At 61.5% G+C, this 16,639-nt stretch carries 14 protein-coding genes; 2 read left to right on the top strand and 12 right to left on the bottom strand.

What is annotated here, in order from left to right; genetic code table 11:
- Window positions 1-34 precede the first annotated feature (34 nt).
- A complete protein-coding gene (locus HMPREF2912_RS01175) occupies window positions 35-664 on the top strand; it encodes a trypsin-like peptidase domain-containing protein (protein WP_246816445.1) in 630 nt (209 codons plus the stop codon).
- Here HMPREF2912_RS01175 and HMPREF2912_RS01170 read toward each other — a convergent pair.
- The 11 genes from HMPREF2912_RS01170 to HMPREF2912_RS01120 all read right to left on the bottom strand — a co-directional run bounded on the left by HMPREF2912_RS01170 (window position 661) and on the right by HMPREF2912_RS01120 (window position 14,020).
- A complete protein-coding gene (locus tag HMPREF2912_RS01170) occupies window positions 661-3,474 on the bottom strand; it encodes a DEAD/DEAH box helicase (RefSeq protein ID WP_070683050.1) in 2,814 nt (937 codons plus the stop codon). The genes HMPREF2912_RS01175 and HMPREF2912_RS01170 overlap by 4 nt on opposite strands.
- 87 nt (window positions 3,475-3,561) lie before the next feature.
- Complete coding sequence (gene tatC, locus HMPREF2912_RS01165) at window positions 3,562-4,551, bottom strand: twin-arginine translocase subunit TatC (RefSeq protein ID WP_070564581.1); 990 nt, start codon at window positions 4,549-4,551, stop codon at window positions 3,562-3,564.
- A gap of 188 nt (window positions 4,552-4,739) precedes the next feature.
- Window positions 4,740-5,003, bottom strand: a complete 264-nt coding sequence (gene tatA / locus HMPREF2912_RS01160) for a Sec-independent protein translocase subunit TatA (protein ID WP_070520503.1) — start codon at window positions 5,001-5,003, stop codon at window positions 4,740-4,742.
- Between the two features lie 81 nt (window positions 5,004-5,084).
- The gene (locus HMPREF2912_RS01155) at window positions 5,085-6,050 is read right to left on the bottom strand and encodes a helix-turn-helix transcriptional regulator (RefSeq protein ID WP_070564578.1); all 966 of its coding nucleotides are present in this window, start codon (window positions 6,048-6,050) and stop codon (window positions 5,085-5,087) included.
- Entirely contained in the window at window positions 6,043-7,032 is a 990-nt protein-coding gene (locus tag HMPREF2912_RS01150) for a helix-turn-helix transcriptional regulator (RefSeq protein WP_070683055.1), read from the bottom strand. Before HMPREF2912_RS01150 ends, HMPREF2912_RS01155 begins: the two co-directional genes overlap by 8 nt.
- A gap of 31 nt (window positions 7,033-7,063) precedes the next feature.
- Entirely contained in the window at window positions 7,064-8,446 is a 1,383-nt protein-coding gene (pafA, locus tag HMPREF2912_RS01145) for a Pup--protein ligase (RefSeq protein WP_070520512.1), read from the bottom strand.
- Between the two features lie 47 nt (window positions 8,447-8,493).
- On the bottom strand, window positions 8,494-8,685 hold the full coding sequence (locus tag HMPREF2912_RS01140) for a ubiquitin-like protein Pup (RefSeq protein ID WP_070520514.1): 192 nt from the start codon (window positions 8,683-8,685) through the stop codon (window positions 8,494-8,496).
- Window positions 8,686-8,721: 36 nt separating this feature from the next.
- Window positions 8,722-10,266 (bottom strand): depupylase/deamidase Dop, encoded by a 1,545-nt coding sequence (gene dop, locus HMPREF2912_RS01135; protein WP_070520517.1) that lies wholly within the window; start codon window positions 10,264-10,266, stop codon window positions 8,722-8,724.
- Window positions 10,263-11,837 carry a proteasome ATPase gene (gene arc / locus HMPREF2912_RS01130; RefSeq protein ID WP_070520520.1) on the bottom strand — a complete coding sequence of 525 codons (1,575 nt, stop codon included), beginning with the start codon at window positions 11,835-11,837 and terminating at the stop codon, window positions 10,263-10,265. The genes dop and arc overlap by 4 nt, the downstream gene beginning before the upstream one ends.
- 44 nt (window positions 11,838-11,881) lie before the next feature.
- Window positions 11,882-12,718, bottom strand: coding sequence for a tRNA (adenine-N1)-methyltransferase (locus tag HMPREF2912_RS01125; protein ID WP_070520523.1), 837 nt, complete (start codon window positions 12,716-12,718; stop codon window positions 11,882-11,884).
- Window positions 12,719-12,757: 39 nt separating this feature from the next.
- Window positions 12,758-14,020 carry a M18 family aminopeptidase gene (locus HMPREF2912_RS01120; protein ID WP_070520601.1) on the bottom strand — a complete coding sequence of 421 codons (1,263 nt, stop codon included), beginning with the start codon at window positions 14,018-14,020 and terminating at the stop codon, window positions 12,758-12,760.
- Between the two features lie 76 nt (window positions 14,021-14,096).
- Here HMPREF2912_RS01120 and HMPREF2912_RS01115 point away from each other — a divergent pair, with 76 nt between their 5' ends.
- Complete coding sequence (locus tag HMPREF2912_RS01115) at window positions 14,097-14,900, top strand: RecB family exonuclease (protein WP_070520526.1); 804 nt, start codon at window positions 14,097-14,099, stop codon at window positions 14,898-14,900.
- A gap of 27 nt (window positions 14,901-14,927) precedes the next feature.
- On the opposite strand, the gene HMPREF2912_RS01110 is transcribed toward HMPREF2912_RS01115, so the two are convergent.
- On the bottom strand, window positions 14,928-16,595 hold the full coding sequence (locus HMPREF2912_RS01110; protein WP_070520529.1) for a formate--tetrahydrofolate ligase: 1,668 nt from the start codon (window positions 16,593-16,595) through the stop codon (window positions 14,928-14,930).
- Window positions 16,596-16,639 lie beyond the last annotated feature (44 nt).

Raw genomic sequence — 16,639 nt, 5'->3', positions numbered from 1 at the left:
TACCGCTCGCCTTCGTCCAGTTAAGCTGGGCGCCGTGAATTCCTATCCCGCAGCCGTCAAGATCCGTACCCGCGGTAGCTATTGCTCGGGTGTGCTCATCGATGCATCCTTAAACCCCCGCTCCCAGCAGCGAACCCGGCTAGTTCTGACCTGTGCGCACTTCTTTCGCGATGGCGTGGGCGGTGGTGAACACTACAAAGTCAGTGGCGGGTTCAACCGGCGGATCACCGCCGTGCGCACGATTGACGGGACCGATATAGCTGTGTGCCTGCTTGATATACCAGCACCGCCCCGGGACCTTCCGGGGCTCGCTAAAAGCACACCGCATTCTCGCGCGCCAGTCAACACCTGGGGATATGGCGGAAAGTCCCGTCGCGCACAGAAGCGAACGGGGTTATTTCTACTGCCCTTCTTTCGCACGTGGTCCATCGACTTCCGCACCACTGTCTCCCCCGCCGGATTTGTCTTCAACACGATTCCGGCAGTCAAGGGTGACTCGGGAGGGCCAGCGCTTGTCGACGACTCCGTCATCGGAACCCAAGCCCTCATCCTCAACCCATTGGGGAGAAACCTGAAGCTAGCCACGGTGGCGCTGGTCGCGCCCCACCGCAAGGCCATCGCGGCGGCAGCCACCGTGATACTGGACTTGGTCGAAGGAAATTAAGCGCCGATGGCGACAACGCCTCGTTGAATCGCGTCAATGGCGCGCCGGGCATTGCGGCGAATCTCTTCTTCGTAGCCTGTCTTGGCTACCTGCTGGAGCAGGTCGATGACCTGGCGGCACCAACGGACGAAGTCACCCGGAGTCAGCTCTGCGCCGGACTCGTTAGCCGCGGCCATGCAATAGGCCAAGGGTGCGCCCGCCGTCCACTGGTGGATGGCCAGCGCGAAGGCAGGCTCCGGTTCACGGGTCTGTGGCAGATTATGGCGCTTCTCATCGCTGACAAGCTCCGCGTAGATGCGCCACGTTGCGTTCATGGCGTCCGCCATTTCGTCGCTAGCCGCACCTGGTTCGCCGCGGGTGGCCTTGCGGTTTTCGAAGACGCACAGGGAGGCAACGCCGGCCAGCTCTGCCGGGTCAAGGTCATTCCAGATACCCCGCTTGAGGCATTGTGCCACCAGTAGGTCGGATTCGGAATGGATCTTGGCCAAGCGCTCGCCTTCGTCCGTGATGACCGGCTCGCGGTCCTCGCCATAGCCTTCAAACTCCACGTAATCCATCTCTGCCAGCAGGTCCACGATGCGCTCGAAAGTGCGGCCGAGGGTATCCGTGGCGCGCTCCACCTTGGCTTCCAACTTGTGGAGCTCGCGCTCGCGTCGGGCGAGCTTTTGGGCCACACCGGCCAGCTGCTCGCGGTCGGTCGCCGGCCAATTGTGCACCGGGTGCTCGCGGAGGGCATCGCGCAGCTGCGCGATCTTCTTGTTGGGACGATTGCGCGGCTCAGTGCGCATCTTCTTAGGCCGCTTGTAGTAGTCGCGTTTGAAGGCATCCTGAACGTACTTGGTATGCCGACGCGGATTCTTCTGCGCCGCACGCGGCAGCTTCATGTGGCCGACCACAATTGGCGGATTATCTATACCGGCTGCATCGATGCGGCCTGACCATCCGGTCTCCGTGGTGACCCAGGGGCGTGGATCGGCGGTCTGGTTTGCCGGGGTGATGACAACTGCCAGGGTTGGTCGCTTCTTCGTTGCGATAGCGATGACCTCACCCACCTGCAAGCGGGCAAGGACCGCCGCGACCTCCTTGCTCCTCTCTTCCCTCTTGGAGGCACGCGCTGACTTTTCTTCCTCAGTCAGTGCGCGGCGCAGCCTCATATAGTCCATGAGGATCTCAGCCGGGTCTTCACCATCAATTGTCGGTGGTGCCAAGTTATCTACGGCCTGATCCAACTGTGCCCGAAGCTCACGGACGCGGTGCTCAGCGCGCTCAATCTCGCGCGTTTCTTCCACGACGGAACCATCCGCCTGGAACTGCGCAAAGGACTTCTCCAGCAGGCGCAGAGAGTCATCGAAGCCGAGCATGCCCAGCAGGTTGATGGCCATGTTGTAGCCGGGTTCGAAGGTAGAGATGAGCGGATAAGTGCGGGTCGATGCGAGCCCCGCCACCGCGGTGGGATCCATGGCGGGTGCCCACTGCACGACGGCATTGCCCAAGGTATCGATGCCACGCCTGCCCGCGCGGCCGGTGAGCTGCGTGTACTGACCCGGTGTCAGATCCACGTGTGCCTCGCCGTTAAACTTCACGAGCTTCTCAAGGACCACCGTGCGCGCGGGCATATTGATGCCCAGGGCAAGGGTTTCGGTGGCAAAGACCGCACGAACCAGGCCTTTGACGAAGAGCTCCTCCACGATGTGCCTAAAAGCTGGCAGCATACCCGCATGGTGGGCAGCAAAGCCACGTGAGAGTGCTTCGCGCCAACGCTTGAAATCAAGAACCTTGAGGTCTTCTTCCGGAATGCCTTCCACGCCCTTATCGACGATGGCCTTAATCTCAGCTGCCTCCTCTTGGGAGGTCAACACCATGCGGGAGCGCAGGCACTGGTACAAAGCGCCATCGCAGCCCGCACGGGAGAAGATGAAGGTAATCGCCGGCAGCATCTCCATTGCCTGCAGTTCTTTGAGCACCTCTGGACGGCCCAGCGGTCGGTAGCGGTCCTGCGCACGGGGTGCGCCGCTGCGCCGATCCTTGTTTCGGTCGTTGCGTCCTCCGCCTTTGTGTCGGGCACGTGCACGGAAGCTCGCGCGGTTTTGTGAATAGTCTGCGCGGCCGTTATCGCTGTCTCCTGCTTCTAGGCGCTGGATACGCCGCGCCAACTCAGTATTGACCTGGCCGCCTGAATCAGGCTCGAAAAGTGGGTAGATCTTACGGCCCACCATCATCCACTGGTCCAGCGGTACGGGGCGCTTGTCGGTGACGATGACCTTGGTATCTCCGCGCACGGTGGTTAGCCACCGGCCGAACTCCTCGGAATTGGACACCGTTGCCGACAGACCGATGATGGAGACGTGCTCCTCCAGGTTAAGGATGACCTCTTCCCATACCGCGCCGCGCGAGGCATCCGCCAAGAAGTGGATCTCATCCATCACCACGTGGGTCAAGCGATCCAATGCGCCTGAGCCCGCATAAATCATGTTGCGCAGGACCTCGGTGGTCATCACGAGGATGTCCGCGGAAGAATTGATGGAGACATCACCCGTCAGCAGCCCCACGGCATCCTCGCCGTGTGCCTCAACCAGGTCGTGGTACTTCTGGTTACTCAGCGCTTTGATAGGGGTGGTGTAGAAACAGCGGGTCCCCTGGCGCAGCGCCAGGGACACGGCGAACTCACCAACGACCGTTTTGCCCGCGCCGGTGGGAGCACAGACCAAGACTCCGTGGCCCGCTTCAACTGCTTGGCATCCTTCAATCTGGAAGTCATCCAGTGAGTACGGCAGTGCTTGAGTGAACTCGTCCAGATGCGTCAGTGTCATAAGTCCCCAGGGTACCTGTCAGGCACCGCGAACTAGCGCGCTGGCCCCGGCCCCTAAACAAAGAGCTAGGGCAGGAGCCTCAACAGGCTATAGAACGTCGTCGAAGAAACCGCTTTGCGGGGGCTGGGTATTGGCCTGATGGGCCTTTGGTGCCTGAACGTCACCGGCCGCAGCTGGAGGGACGGGGTGGGAAGATACCGGCCGCGAAGACACAGAAACGCTCGTTGATGCAGACACCGGAGTTGGTGCACCTATGGCACCCGGACCTTCGTCCAAGGACGAGGCAGTTTCATCATCCAGATCCATCCAGTCTGGGCGCTGGCGCTTCTGGCGTTTGTCGTTGATGCGGCAGAACTGGAAGGCCAATTCCACGAGGAGTACGAGGGCACCGGCCAAGACCAACATCGAAAAAGGTTCTTGGCCGGGTGTCACCACCGCAGCGAAGATCATGATGGCGACAATGATGATGCGGCGCTTGTCCTTGACGTCATCGTATTCCAGGACACCTATCACATTGAGGCATACCACGAGTAGTGGGATCTCAAAGCTCACGCCGAAGATGAGGAGCAACGTCAGCAGGAAGTAGAAATAGCGCTCACCGGTTAGTGCCGCGGTCTGGTACTCCGAGCCCATGCCCATGAGGAACTCCAAACCCACGGAAAGGATGAAGTAGGCAAGAAGCGCGCCAAGCACGAAGAGAACTACCGCCGTGGAGACAAAAAAGAAGGTGAAACGGCGCTCGTTCTTATGCAGACCGGGCACAATGAAAGCCCATATTTGATAGAGCCACACCGGTGAGGACATTACTGCGCCAGCCAACGCGCCCACTTTGAGGCGCAGCAGCAGCATTTCGAAGGGGCTGGTGGCAAGCAAGCGGCATTCGCCATCCGCGGTGAAAGAGATGCGCTTTTCCTCAGGCAGCGAGCAATAGGGCCCACGCAAGATCTCGCCCAGCGGCGCCATATTGAACGGAGCGTTTTGATACCAAATGAATCCGATGATGGTGCCTACCACGAGAGCAAGCAAGGAAATCACGATGCGCCGACGCAGTTCTTGGAGATGTTGGACTAGGGTCATCTCCCCCGTAGGATTCTTGGGCTTGCGGCGCAGCTTTGAGATCCACTTTTGCTTGCGTGCGCTAGACGCGGGATTCGGCGGTGTACTCGCGGTACTCAATGCAATGCCTCCCTAGAAAGCCCACAGCGGCACACACGCCCTTGGAGTTCCAAGTCCCTTGAGCGTGGTGTGCCTACCGAGAAAGATGATTAGTTCTGATTTCCATCAACCGGCTTGGATGCGCGCGGCTGCATTTCCGGGCTGTTCCAGAAGTCCTCATCGTTCTTCTTCGATGCAGCAATTTGGGCCTGCTGCTCGGGAGTGTTGTTCTCCTCCTTCATCTCCTTGACTTCGGACTTAAAAATGCGCATGGAGCGGCCCATCGAACGAGCTAGCTCCGGCAGCTTCTTGGCGCCGAACAACAGCACGATGACGAGAACGACAAGGCCGATTTCCAAAGGTCCCACGGTCATTGAGGGTGCCCCTTCTTTCTAGGTTGATGAAGCGTACGGTTCCATGCAGCAGCGCTGTACGGGACGCACGCAGGAGAGCTCTTAGTCTGGCAGTTGAGTATAACGCTCCAGCGCCCGATTTCTATGCTCCGAAATGGCGTCAACAAGCTTTTGCGGCCCCACGACCCGCATTCGGTCGGCTTGGCCGAGGGCGAAACGGCTAAACCATGCTTCAGAGCCGACGGGCATTGTTGCAGCTATCAGCCCATTTTCCAGTGTGTCGCCGAGCGTGATGTCGTAGTGCTCTGCGAGCCAGGTGAAATCTTGGTGAATCTCCAGCTGCGCAACGAAAGTGTGATCTAGACCAAAGGGGGAATCGGGGTTGAAATCCAGCTTGCGCACGTGCGGGGTCGCGCTGGCGTCGAGTACCTCAACATCGCTCATGCGGTCCAAGCGGAACGTGCGGTGCTCCCCCACCGAATCATCCCAGGCCACCAAATAGGGTTCGCCATCCACGATGAAGATTCGTGCCGGGTGCACGGTGCGCTCGCTGGTGCGGTTGGAGGACATGCTCCAATAGGTGAAACGGACCTGCTGGCGCTTGTCGACGGCCCCCGCCAACGCCGCCTGTACCTGAGATTCCTCCGGATCCGTTGTGGCCAGGGAATCGTAGATGGCGGCGGTCTTTTCATCCATGATCTCACGCAGCTTCGCGGCGGCAGAGTGAACCGCGGAAACGTCGACAAGCCCCGGCATTGCCTCGAGGGACTCGAGCGTCAGCAACAACGCGCCGGCCTCAGTTGGGGTCAGACGCAGGGCCTGGGTCAGACCCTGGTCGTTGTAAATCTCGATGCCGTCGCGGTAACTGAAGCTTAAGTCGATGAGGTCTTCAGTATTGCGGCCCACCCCAGAGCAGAAAAGCCTATCGACGGCATCTTTAAGCTCAGTGGGAGTCATTCCCAAGTCTTCGGCCGCTTCCATCGGGGTCAACCCTGGGTGGTTGCGCAGGTATGGGATGAGGTTGAGGGAGCGAACAAGAGACTGCAGCTTGCGAGGTTGATCAGCCATGGTGCGATTCCTCCCCGCTCAAGAGCGCGATGATGTCGGAGCGAACTTCTTCTGGCTCAACCACGACGATATCTGGTGCATATCCCGCGGCGGTGCGCACTAGCCAATCGCGGCGCACGCCCGTCAGCGCAAGGAGGCCATCCGCGCGTCTGCGTCCGGCATCGACAAGCTCCGCGGCCTGGCCATCTGGTACCTCAAGGAGGGCATCGACGGTGTCTCCCCGGTCAAGCGCTTCCACGACGAGATCTTGCAGCGGCGCGGTGGGCTCGAGGTGGGTGGCCGCAGCGCGCGAGCGCCTGACGTTGTCCACGCGGGTAGCGCGGAAAGTACGAGGTGCCTCGCGGTCCACATCCCACCCGACGAGGTAAACGCGATCACGGTGGTTGACTAGGCCCCAGGGATCCATGTGGCGGCGAACCGGCTTGGCTGAGGGCGTGGCGTAGTAATCAAAGGAAATGCGCAGCCCCGCGCGCACGGCGGTAATCACCCCGGTGACGAGCTCTGGGCTCAGCCTGGTCATGTCGTTGACGGCGGTGTAGACGGGCGCACCGCGCAAGTCGCGGGAGGCTCCCGAGGCTGCGAGTTTGGTCCACGCGGACAAGCTGAAATCACTCAAGCCCCCCGGGGTGCCAATCCCTCCGGCAACGCCCAACACCATGGCTTCCTCGGGTGTGAAGTCCACGGGAGGCAGCTGGTAGCTCTCAGGATCAAGGCGATACAGCGAGCCTTCCACACCACTGCTGTGCACCACCGGCACTCCGGCGCGTTGCAGCGTCACAATGTCGCGGGAAAGCTGCTTCTGAAAGGCCTCGTCGCTGCGGGATTGATAACCCTCGACGTTGGTGCGAATCCAGGCAGCGCTGCGGTCGGGAACGCCGCCTTGGTGCGCTGCGCCGTGGAGGGCAAAGGCGAGGTTGGTGAGCCTTTCGATGGCTCGATCTCGGACTGGTGTCCGAGCCGCAGTGCGATCTGCTGACGGCATGATGGCAGGTTCCTTGTTGAGGTTCGGGGCCTTAAGCACCTTGGTGCGAACGCATGTAGTCTAACAACCCGTCTAAGCGCGGGTCCTCGGATACGAAGGGGTCGGAGAACTCTTCGGTCATGGGTTCTGGGCGGTTGACTTTCATCCGCGTCCAATCCACCGTCACAGCGGCATTGAGCTCGCGGGCAACGGCGAGGAACTCGCCGCGCAGCTTGGCACGGGTGGTCTGCGGTGCGGTATCGACGGCGGCATTGATTGCTGCATCATCGATCCACTGTTCCACCATGCCGCGCTGCTCCAGCACGCTGTAGAGACCGCGCCCAGGGCGAATGTCGTGGTAGGTCAGGTCAATCTGGGCCAGCTTGGGGTGCGCCCAATCTCCGCCCAGGCGCTCGCGGTAGCGGTTCAGCAGGCCGCGCTTAATCACCCAATCGATCTCGCGGTCGACCGCGGAAAAGTCTTGTGTGTCAATGGCCTGGAGGGTGCGCTTCCAGAGATCGACGACGCGTGCGAGCTCAGCCGTTGGTGTCCCGGTGTCCTCGCGGTGCTCCAGCCAACGCTCTGCGGCGGCACACAGTTCTTGCTGGATTGCGAGCGCGGTGGTGTTGCCGCCTCCCTCGAGCGGAAGCTCGGTGCGGCCGGTGGAATCGAGCGCGATGGTGCGGATGTGCTGAATTGGATCAAGCACCGAAAGCTCCGGTACCTCAAAGCCAGCCTCTAGCATCTCCAGCATGAGCAGCGTGGAGCCTACTTTGAGCGCCATCGTGGGCTCCGCCATGTTGGAGTCGCCGACGATAACGTGCATGCGGCGGAAACGCTTCGAATCACCATGCGGTTCATCGCGGGTGTTGATGATGGGGCGTGAGCGAGTCGTCGCAGAGGACACGCCCTCCCACACTTGGTCGGCGCGCTGTGAAAGCACGAAACGCGCAGGCTCGTCGCCCTTGGCAGGTTTAATCATCCCGGCGCCGCAAATGAGCTGGCGGGTGATCATGAACGGCAGGAGGGCCTTGCCGAGGTCTTTGAGCACCACGTGGCGGCCAATGAGGTAGTTCTCGTGGCAGCCGTAGGAATTGCCCGCAGAATCGACGTTATTCTTGAACAAGTAGACGGCGCGCTTCTCCCCCTCCGCAGCCAAGGCTTCCTCCGCCTGTACGGCCATGCGGTTGACCATGGCATCGCCAGCGCGCTCGTACGCGATGAGCTGGCTCAGGCTATCGCATTCAGCGGTGGCGACCTCCGGGTGGGAGCCGACATCGAGGTAGAGGCGCGAGGCGTTGGGGCTAAAGATGTTCGAGGAGGAGTACTTCGACACGATGGGCCGGAAAAGCACGCGAGCTATCTCATCCGGGGACATGACTCGCTGGCCATGGGAAGCACTCGCCGTGATTCCGTACTCGGTTTCGATGCCCATGATCCGCCGTGCGTAGACAGGGGCGCTACCGGAGCGCTGTTCCACCTTTATTCGCCGCCCTTTTGGACGTAGGAGCGCACGAACTCCTCGGCATTGGATTCCAGGAGCCCATCGATCTCATCGAGGAGATCATCGGTTCCGGCGCTGTTGATGCTGACTTGTCCAGCGTCGAACTCTTGTGAGTCTCCTCCCTCACCGTTGCCGCCGCCGGCATTGATCTGAGACTGCTGTCCGCTCATTGTCAGAGCTCCTTTCGCGAGTGGAGGTTTGCTGCGCTAATACAGTGTAGGGTACTCGATTCGCACCCCGAGCTGGCGCAAACCGTCGACGAAATCGGCGGCGCTGTCTGCAGATTCCAGCAAGGTTCCCACTTCGTCCTGTCCGAGCCGCGTGGTGTCATCGAGCGCCACGCAGGCGGCTCCCGAGTTGGCGCCCTCGGCTTCACCAATTCGGAAGGTTAGTGACTGCCACGATGCGGCCAGGACGTCTTCGCCGAACATGCGGGTGGCGTGTCCGCGCAGATAAGCGCGGGTATCCGTGGGCGGGGTGTCGCCGGCCGCAGCAATCTCCTCCTCACTGACCAAGGTGCGCATCTGGCCCTTGCGCACGAGCGCGTGGTAGAGGGACTTGGCCGGGTCAATATCGGTGTACTGCAGATCGATGAGCGCCAGCTTCGGGTCATCTGCAGCCACGCCACGGTCGAGGTATCCCTTAATCAAGCGGTACTTGGCTACCCAATCCAGCAGATGGGCCGCCTTCAACGGGTTGTCCGCCAAGAGCGACACGACCTCGTCCCAGGCGGCAAGAACCTTCTCATCTGACTCTGAGGTCGCAGTGACCCGCTCCCGGTAGACGGCGAGGATCTCGAGGGCGGTGAGGCGGCGGCCGTCGTGAAGCTCCAGCTGATGAGTCAGGGTGAGGTCGCGGCTAACTCGCTGGACCTCTGCCACGGGGTCCTTCAGGCGCAGGTCACTAAAGTCAACGCCCTCCTCAATGGCGTCCAACACCAGTGACGTCATACCCAGCTTGAGCAGCGTCGAGGTATGGGCCATCGTGGCATCACCGATGATGACGTGCAGGCGGCCAAAGTCCTCTGCCACCGCATGCGGTTCATCACGGGTGTTAATGATGCCGCGGTTGAGCGTGGTCTCCAGGGAAATCTCCTGCTCGATATAGTCCGCGCGCTGCGAGATCTGGAAGCCTGGTTCCTCACCATCAGCGCCCAGGCCCATGCGGCCAGCACCGGTGACCACTTGACGGGTGACGAAGAACGGGATCAGACCTTGGGCGATGTCGTCGAAATCAGTCTCCCGGGAGTACTGGTAGTTTTCGTGGCTGCCATAGGAAGCTCCCTTGCCGTCCACGTTGTTCTTGTAAAACTTCAGCGGCGGGCAGGGATCGTGCGTGGCCAGTACTGACGTGCCCTGGGCAGTCAGAGATGCTACGGCATCTGCAGCGCGGCGCAGGATGAGGTCGCCGGCGGCGTCATAAAGCATCGCATCCCAGGCATTGGTGCACTCCGGAGAGGAATACTCAGGGTGGGCGTGATCGACGTAGAAGCGGGCTCCGTTGGCCGTGACCACGTTGGCCACGCCCAGCGCGTTTGGGTCCACCACGGGCACGGTGTGGTAGCGCTTGAGATCGAAGCCGCGGCTATCGCGCAGCGGGTGCTCCTCCCGAAAGTCCCAGCGGGAGCGCGCACCGGTATGCAGGGCGGCATAGGCCACTACCGCGTGCGTGGACGTCACGATTGGTGACAACGCCGGGTTCGACGGCGTGGAGATTCCGTACTCGGTTTCGGTTCCTAGGACACGGCTCAAGGTTTTACTCCCATCAATTCGACCCCGGTGACATGCGCGCCGGCGGAGGTCCCGGCGACGATCTTGGCCCACTCCTCCGGGTTGGCGGATGTCGGTACGTATTCCGATTCAGCCTGCTCGGCAGCAATGGCCTGGTGCAGGTGCGCGGCGGTGATGCCTGCGGGTTGTTTACCCTCCGCAGCGTTGGTTTCGTCCAAAGCCTCCTTGATAGCCAACTTCTTTGCGCGGGAGACGATGTTGGCGATCATCGCGCCGGAGACGAAGTCCCGGTAGTGCAGCACGCGAGGATCCGCGTTGGAGAAGTGCAGCGTGACGAAGGGGCGCTCCGCGTAGAGATCCTCCACTGCGGTATCGATGAGCTGGGAAAGCTCGCCCTCGTGCGGGACTGATTCCGGGAAGTGGCGCGCAAAGATTTCCCGCGCGCCCTGCTTGGTGGGCCGGTTGACGCGGATCTTGATGTCGAGGCGCCCCGGGCGCATGATGGCGGGGTCGATGAGCTCCTCGCGGTTGGTGGCACCGATGACGATGACATTGCTGAGCTTCTCGACGCCATCCAATTCCGTCAGCAGCTGCGGGACGACGGTGGTTTCCATATCGGAGGACACACCGGAGCCGCGCGTGCGGAAGATGGATTCCATCTCATCGAAGAAGATGATGACCGGCCGCTGGCTACCATCAGCAGTGGGCTCGGAGGCAAGCTCGCGGGCGCGTTCAAAGATGAGGCGGATACGGCGCTCAGTCTCACCCACGAACTTGTTGAGCAGTTCTGGGCCCTTCACGTTGAGGAAGTAGCTGGGGGCAGTAGCGCCCAGGGACGCCGACAGAGAATGCGCGACCGCCTTGGCGATGAGCGTCTTGCCACAGCCAGGTGGGCCATAGAGCAGCACGCCCTTCGGCGGCTGGAGATCGTATTGGCGGTAGAGCTCTGGGTGGAGGAAAGGCAACTCGACCGAATCGCGGATGAGCGAAATCTGCTCGTCCAAACCACCGATGTCCTCGTAGGATACGTCCGGGACTTCCTCCAGCGTGAGCTGCGCTACTTCAGTCTTGTGCACGCGCTCGGTGGCCACGCCTGATTTCGGCTCGACCAGGAGGGTATCGCCGGCACGGACGGTATCGCGCAGCATCGTGCCGAGCAGCACCACCTGCTCTTCGCCCGCGGAATTGATAACCACCGCGCGGTCGGTGCCTAGGCGCTCCTGGAGCGTCGCCAGCGCGCCGGTATTCACCGGGGCACAGCCCTCCACCACCACGAATCCTTCGCCCAAGCGGACCTGCTGCCCGACTTCTAACGAGCCTGGCTCCAGGTTCGGAGAAATCTTCACCCGCATGGCGCGGCCATTGGTGTATACCTCAGCATCGCGGCGCGAATCGTGTGCGCGCCCGGAATAGCCAAGAAAGACGCCGTACGTGGAGGCAGGCTCTGCAAGAGCGTCCACCTCCGCGAGCATCTGCTGAAGCTTCGTGCGCGCATCCTTCAACAGGGCAGCAAGCTTGGCATTGCGCTCAGCCAGTTGCTCTATCTGGCGGCGGTGCTGGCCAAGTTCCTGGGAATGAGTGGCATCGTTCATAGAATCCACCCTAGCGCGCGGTGCGCCACGTTAAGCCTCGGGGCTTATTTTCGGGCGCGGCGCTGCGGGCGGGGCGGGGTGACGCCGTCGGCAAGCCGACGCGTCCAGATCAGGAACGCGGTGTGCGCGTTCATGCGGTGCTCCGGGCGGGTGGCCAAGCCCTCCACCTTCCATTCACGCACGAGGGACTCCCAGGCGCGCGGCTCCGTAAAGCACTTCAGCTCGCGGATTCCCTCCATCACCTTCATCAGCTGCGGCACGGTGGCCACATAAGTCATGAAGACGCCGCCCGGGATGAGGATATCGCGCACCTTCTCGAGGTGCTCCCAGGGTTCGAGCATGTCCAAGATGACGCGATCCACGGGGCCGCCGAGCTCCTCGACGGTCACATCGGCCAAATCGCCAAGCCGCGGGCTCCACCACTCGGGCTGCTCACCGAAGTATTCGGCGACGTTGTTCACGGCGTATTCCAAGTGATCATCGCGCACCTCATAGGAGAAAACGTGGCCTTCTGGCCCCACGGCGCGCAAGAGGGTCATTGAGAGTGCTCCGGAACCGGCGCCGGCTTCCAGCACGCGCGCACCCATGAAGATATCGCCCTCGACCAGGATCTGCGCGGAGTCCTTGGGGTAAATCACCGCAGCACCGCGCGGCATCGACAAGACGTGATCCACCATGAGGTGGCGGAACAAGAGGAAGGAGCTGCCCAGCGTCGAATCGATGACGGAGCCCTCATCCATGCCGACGATGTCATCGTGGTTGATGATGCCCTTGTGCGAATGGAACTGGCCTCCCTCCTCGAGGACGATGGTGTAATGACGCCGCTTGGCATCCGTGAGCTGCACGCGGTCGCCGTAGCGGAAGGGGCCAGAATAAGCCATAGCGTGAAAAACCTTTCACAAAGTTAGGGGCAAGAAGGATTAACCAACCAAGTATGCCTCAAGGGCGTCACCAAGCCATAGTTGGTCGCGCTCGCCTACCAGCTCACGGATCGAGTGCATCGAGAGCATCGGCACTCCCACATCAACGGTGGGGATGCCCAGACGGGTGGCAGAAATCGGCCCGATGGTGGAGCCACACGGGACATCGTTATTTCCCACGAAGCGCTGGACCGGAACACCCGCACGGCGGCAGGCAGATTCCCACAGGGCCACGGTATTAGCGTCGGAAGCATAGCGCTGGTTGCCGTTAATCTTGGTCACCGGGCCTTGGCCGATGATCGGGTGATGCGTGGGATCGTGCTTTTCGGCGTAGTTGGGGTGCACGGAGTGCGCGGCGTCGGCCGAGACACAGCTGGAGCGCGCAAACATCTGGAAACGCTGCTCCTCGTTCGCGCCGAGGGCACGGGCGGTGCGGGTCAGGATATCCCCCAGGATCGGGCCACCTGCGCCGTAGCGCGAAGAGGAGCCCACCTCTTCGTGATCAAAGGCCGCCATGACGAGGACGTCCTTGTGCTCGATGGAGTCGGCGTTCTTTGCAGCAGCGAGCAGGGCACGCAGCGAAGCATGAACGGAAGAAAGGTTGTCCATGCGCCCGGCAGCGATGAGCTTTTCGCCGGCGCCAAAGACCTCACCGCGCTGGGCATCCGCGGTAATCAGGTTGAAGGAAGCGATATCCTCTGGGTCTACGCCAAGCTGCTTGCCGACGACCCCCATCACCGACGTCTCCGGAGTACCCACGGAGAGCACCGGCTGCATGTGGCGCTGGCGATCCGGCTTGAACTCATCTTTGCGGTAGAGGTGGATCGCCAAGGAAGGCAAGCGCAGCAAGGGGCCGGTATTGATCAAGTGGCGGCTGCCATCCTTCGTGATGACCTGGCCGCCGACGGTGAGCTCGCGGTCGAACCAGCTGTGGAGAAGCACCCCGCCATAGACCTCGACGGCTACCTGCTGCCACCCTGCGGAATCGAAGTCCGGGGTGGGCTTGAGCGCCAGGCCGGGCGAATCGGTGTGGGAGCCGATAATGCGGAAGCCGGAATCCGGGCCGGCGCCTTCGGGGACATACCATGCCATGACCGCACCACCCCGGACCATGACGTGGCCGCCTGGTGCAGCTGACCATTCGGCAGACTCATCTTGGCGGCTAAAGCCGGCGGCGACGAGCGTGCGCGCCACCTCTTCAGCCGCGTGATAGGACGAGGGGCTCGCGGCGATGAAATCAAGAAACTCTTGCGTAGTGCTCATGCCATCTAGCTTGCCACGGACGGTCGGGAGATGCGGGAAGGTTCGCGGTGGGCTATGCGCTAGGCTGAGAAACACTATGCCGAAACGACTAGCCCTCTCTCCTTCCCGTGCCTCCGACTACAAACAATGCCCGCTGCTCTATCGCTTCCGGGCTATTGACAAGTTGCCCGAGCCCAAGACGAAGGCCCAGGTGAAGGGAACGCTGGTCCACGCAGTCCTAGAAAAGATGCACCAGCTGCCCCGCGAGCAACGTGAGTACCCAGCCGCGGTGAAGATGATTAAGCCCGAATGGGCGGTGATGCTGGACAAAGACCCCGAGCTGCGTGAATTGGTGCCGGAGCCCGAAGAGCTGGACTTCTTCGTCGAGGCGCGCGAACTGGTCAAGGGCTACTTCCAGATGGAAAACCCCCAAGGCTTCGACGCCCACAAGTGCGAGATGTACGTCGATACCGTCTTGCCGAACGGTGTTCCTGTCCGTGGGTTCATCGACCGCGTCGACGTTGCCCCCACCGGCGAGGTACGCGTGGTGGACTATAAGACGGGAAAGAAGCCGCTCCCCCGCTATTCCCAGGACGCGCAGTTCCAGATGAACTTCTACGCGCTGGTGTACTGGCGGCTGCTCGGCACCATCCCCACGCAGTTGCGGCTGATGTACCTCAAGGTCCTGGATTCGATGTTCCTCACGCCGGGGCCGGAGGAGCTCGAGTACTTCGAGCGCGACCTGGGTGAGCTCTGGGCCAAGATCGAAGGCGATGGCAAGTCCGGTGACTTCAGGCCCAAGACCTCGAAGCTCTGTGGCTGGTGTTCTTTCCAACACCTATGCCCCGCCTTCGGCGGCACGCCACCCGAGTACCCCGGGTGGCCGGACCGGGCCTCGTAGACGGCGCCCCGAAGAGCGCGCCGCGGCTTAGAACAGGCCAGAGATGGAACCATCCGCAGCAACATCGATGTTGTTGGCCGCGGGCTTCTTCGGTAGACCCGGCATGGTCATGACGTCGCCGGTCAGCGCCACGATGAAGCCAGCGCCTGTGCGGGGCTGCAGCTCGCGGACATGAAGGACGTGGCCTTCCGGGGCGCCGAGCTGGCTCGGATCATCCGAGAAGGAATATTGAGTCTTCGAGATCACGACTGGGAACTCCTCCCAACCGTTGTCCTTGATGTACTTCAAATCCTTCAGCGCCTTAGACGAGTACTCCACCCGCTCGGCGCGGTAGATTTCCCTAGCAATGGTGTCGATGGAGGCCTCGATGCCCTCAGCGGGATCATAGAGCTGGTGGGAGTTACCCTCGGAAAGACTCTCCAGAAGGCGCTCAGCCAGCGCTGTTGCTCCCGCTCCGCCCTTGGCCCACACTTCTGCTTCTTCGAGCGCGACGTCGAAATCGGCGGCCCACTGGCGCATGAACTCGCGCTCGGCCTCGGTATCGCTCCAGAAGAGGTTGAGAGCGACCACTGGCTTGAGGCCAAATTTGCGCACGTTCTCAACGTGGCGCTCGAGGTTCACCACGCCCTTCTTTAGCGCCTCCAGGTTTTCGGTAGTGAGTTCCTCGCGGGGCTGTCCGCCGTTGTACTTCTGGGAGCGGATAGTCGCAACAACGACGGCACCGGCGACGTCAAGATCACCGAAGCGGGACTTGACGTCCATGAATTTCTCGCCGCCGAGATCCGCGCCGAAGCCTGCCTCCGTGAGGACAATGTCACCGAAGCGCATCGCAGTCTGGGTTGCCAGCAGCGTGTTGCAGCCGTGAGCGATATTGGCGAAGGGGCCGCCATGGACGAAGGCAGGGGTGCCGCCCAGGGTCTGGACCAGGTTAGGGTTCAGGGCATCACGCATGAGCGCTGTTAGTGCGCCTTCTGCGCCCAATTCGCGGGCGGTTACTGGCTTTTGGTCGTAGGTGTAGCCCACAGTGATGTCACCGAGACGCTTCTTTAGGTCTGCCAAGTCGGTTGCGAGGCCGAGGATGGCCATGATTTCCGACGCCGCCGTAATGGTGAACCCAGTCTCCCCCGGCACGCCGTGGGCGGGGCCACCGAGCCCGGTAACAACGTGGCGCAGGGCACGGTCATTGACGTCAACGCAGCGCTGCCAGGTAATGCGGCGCGGATCGATGTTGAGCGCATTGCCCTGGTGGATGTGGTTATCGATGATGGCGGCCAAGGTGTTGGTGGCCGCGGCGATAGCGTGGAAGTCACCGGTGAAGTGGAGATTGATGTCCTCCATTGGGACAACCTGAGAGTAGCCGCCACCCGCGGCGCCTCCCTTGATGCCCATGACAGGGCCCTGGGAAGGCTCGCGAAGGGCGACGATAGCCTTCTTGCCCAGCTGCGTGAGGGCGTCGGTCAAGCCGATAAGAACAGTAGATTTACCCTCGCCAGCTGGCGTCGGTGAGACGCCGGTGACGAGGACCAACTTGCCATCTGCGGGAGTATCCCCAACTCGAGTGATATCCACTTTGGCTTTGCTTTGCCCATAAGGAATAAGAGCCGTCTCCGGAATGCCTGCGCGTGCAGCAATATCCGTAATCGGTTCGAGCTGGTGAGCTTGAGCAATATCAACATCAGAAGGTTGCGTAGTCATGCTCTCCAGCTTAGCGCGCTAAAGAAGCGCGCTAAGCAACATCA

It is taken from the genome of Corynebacterium sp. HMSC056E09, assembly GCF_001813425.1.
Classification (GTDB): domain Bacteria; phylum Actinomycetota; class Actinomycetes; order Mycobacteriales; family Mycobacteriaceae; genus Corynebacterium; species Corynebacterium hesseae.
This window is presented reverse-complemented; position numbering and strand designations above follow the sequence as displayed.

What these genes read in the sequence shown, in the direction of transcription:
- HMPREF2912_RS01170 (WP_070683050.1), bottom strand. Translation starts at nt 3,474, where the DNA reads ATGACACTGACGCATCTGGACGAGTTCACTCAAGCACTGCCGTACTCA.
- tatC (WP_070564581.1), bottom strand. Translation starts at nt 4,551, where the DNA reads ATGACCCTAGTCCAACATCTCCAAGAACTGCGTCGGCGCATCGTGATT.
- tatA (WP_070520503.1), bottom strand. Translation starts at nt 5,003, where the DNA reads ATGACCGTGGGACCTTTGGAAATCGGCCTTGTCGTTCTCGTCATCGTG.
- HMPREF2912_RS01155 (WP_070564578.1), bottom strand. Translation starts at nt 6,050, where the DNA reads ATGGCTGATCAACCTCGCAAGCTGCAGTCTCTTGTTCGCTCCCTCAAC.
- HMPREF2912_RS01150 (WP_070683055.1), bottom strand. Translation starts at nt 7,032, where the DNA reads ATGCCGTCAGCAGATCGCACTGCGGCTCGGACACCAGTCCGAGATCGA.
- pafA (WP_070520512.1), bottom strand. Translation starts at nt 8,446, where the DNA reads ATGGGCATCGAAACCGAGTACGGAATCACGGCGAGTGCTTCCCATGGC.
- HMPREF2912_RS01140 (WP_070520514.1), bottom strand. Translation starts at nt 8,685, where the DNA reads ATGAGCGGACAGCAGTCTCAGATCAATGCCGGCGGCGGCAACGGTGAG.
- arc (WP_070520520.1), bottom strand. Translation starts at nt 11,837, where the DNA reads ATGAACGATGCCACTCATTCCCAGGAACTTGGCCAGCACCGCCGCCAG.
- HMPREF2912_RS01125 (WP_070520523.1), bottom strand. Translation starts at nt 12,718, where the DNA reads ATGGCTTATTCTGGCCCCTTCCGCTACGGCGACCGCGTGCAGCTCACG.
- HMPREF2912_RS01120 (WP_070520601.1), bottom strand. Translation starts at nt 14,020, where the DNA reads ATGAGCACTACGCAAGAGTTTCTTGATTTCATCGCCGCGAGCCCCTCG.
- HMPREF2912_RS01115 (WP_070520526.1), top strand. Translation starts at nt 14,097, where the DNA reads ATGCCGAAACGACTAGCCCTCTCTCCTTCCCGTGCCTCCGACTACAAA.
- HMPREF2912_RS01110 (WP_070520529.1), bottom strand. Translation starts at nt 16,595, where the DNA reads ATGACTACGCAACCTTCTGATGTTGATATTGCTCAAGCTCACCAGCTC.